Here is a 1,703-nt window from a genome sequence, read left to right as displayed (position 1 = left end):
TGAACTGCTCCCCAAATCTTGGACGGGCTAAATACGACCTATGCCGCGCAAAGGGACTGATTCCGGAACTCCTCCGGGGTCAGTCCCTTTAGTTTAACCTGCCTCCTCCTTGTATTCCAATGCACCACATACGCGTCGAGGTCCGCTTTAAAGGAATCGAAGTCGGACCAGGTGCGTCCCCTGAAGAACTCGTCTTTCAGATGCCCGAACACCTGCTCTGTTGCGCCGTTGTCCAGGCAGTTGCCCTTGCGCGACATGCTCTGGACGAACCCGGCGTCTTTGAGCCTCTTGACCCACTTGGCGTGCTGGTACTGCCAGCCCATGTCCGAGTGCAGCACGGGCCTGGCCCCCTCCGGCTTCATGGCCACCAGCGAATCGAGAAGCTCGACCTGCTGGTCCAGGTTCGGATGCCGCGATGTCGACCACGCAACTATTTCCTTGGTCCCGAAGTCGTAGACCGGCGCGAAGTAGGCCTTGCCCCACGGCTGCTTGAACTCGGTGACGTCGGTGCCCATCTTCTGCCACGGTCCGTCGGCGGCGAAGTCGCGGCCGAGCACGTTCTCGAAGGTCTCGCCGACCACGCCTTTGTACGAGCTGTATCTGCGGCAGCCGGTCTCGTGGCGTATGCCGCAGCGCAGCCCCATCTCGCGCATCATCTTGAGCACCGTCTTGTCAGCGACGACCGCGCCCTGCTCGGCGCGCAGGCACATCGCTATCTGGCGGTGCCCGCAGCCGTTGGCGGTGCGCGAGAATATCTCTGCCGCCGCCTCCCGAAGCTCGGGCCTCGTGGGGGCCTTGGGGTGCGACAAGGCGTAGTAGTAGCTGGACCTCGGCAGTCCGGCCGCCTCCAGCAGGTCGGCCAGGGGATGCAGCCCTGAAAGCCCGCTCACTATCGCTGCCTTCTCGCGATTCGAGAGCGCTTCTCCGCCTTCAGGGCTATCGATTTTTTTAAGTAGGCGTTCTCGGCCTCCAGCTTGGCGACCATTCGCTCGAGCTCCTGCTCGCGCGTCGCCTCCGCGGGCGCCGAGGCCGTCCCGCTCGGCCTCCCCTTCGGTTTGGGTCTGAGGGCGTCGGGCCCGCCTTCCCGGTATGCCCTCAGCCACTTCTTGAACGAGGTGGTCGAGGCTATCCCGAACCTGGCCATGGCCTCGGGCTTGGTCGCCCCCTCGTCGACGACGGCCCTGACGGCCGCCAGCTTCGTCTCGAACGCGTAGGCTGCGTGCTTTGTCCCCATGGCCGCCAACCTTTCGATTCCAGCGGAGCGGTAGGTGTCCAACCATGTTCTCACAGTCTCGCCGGGCGTGTCGAGCAGGGACGCGATCGACCTGTAGCCGAGCCCCTCGTCGAAGAGCTCGGCAGCGCGCAGCCGCATGCCGACATCGTACAGAGCGTTTCCAGCCATAAAAAGGCCTCCCATTTCTCATGTCCAAGAAATGGGAGGCAGTTCAGAACCGCTATGAGGGGATTTTTACTCCCACTCCCCGGAACCAAAAGAGATTTGGAGTCATATACGTGCCAGCACGTCCGTTGAATCCCTTGTAAAACGGTGAGTATTCGCAGTCACGGCGAGCAGACAGCATCATTTTGTACTCACACAATTCCTCCATTTATTAACGCATTTCGAGGAATAAAATCAGCACATGAAAAACCCAGCATGAGCTGGGTTTTTCATGTGCTAGAAAGCGAGTGAGTACACGCAACTG

Annotated in this window: 2 protein-coding genes; both read right to left on the bottom strand. The window is 60.8% G+C overall.

The window, feature by feature from the left end:
- Positions 1–38 precede the first annotated feature (38 nt).
- Entirely contained in the window at positions 39–944 is a 906-nt protein-coding gene (locus AC1VTH_RS08130) for an IS3 family transposase (RefSeq protein WP_481335671.1), read from the bottom strand.
- Positions 890–1,402 (bottom strand): helix-turn-helix domain-containing protein, encoded by a 513-nt coding sequence (locus AC1VTH_RS08125; RefSeq protein ID WP_481335669.1) that lies wholly within the window; start codon positions 1,400–1,402, stop codon positions 890–892. The genes AC1VTH_RS08130 and AC1VTH_RS08125 overlap by 55 nt, the downstream gene beginning before the upstream one ends.
- Between the last annotated feature and the right edge of the window lie 301 nt (positions 1,403–1,703).

The organism is Parolsenella sp. (genome assembly GCF_982402205.1).
This window is presented reverse-complemented; position numbering and strand designations above follow the sequence as displayed.

Excerpts from the sequence above, each read along its gene's own strand:
- AC1VTH_RS08125 (WP_481335669.1), bottom strand. The coding sequence starts at position 1,402 with ATGGCTGGAAACGCTCTGTACGATGTCGGCATGCGGCTGCGCGCTGCC.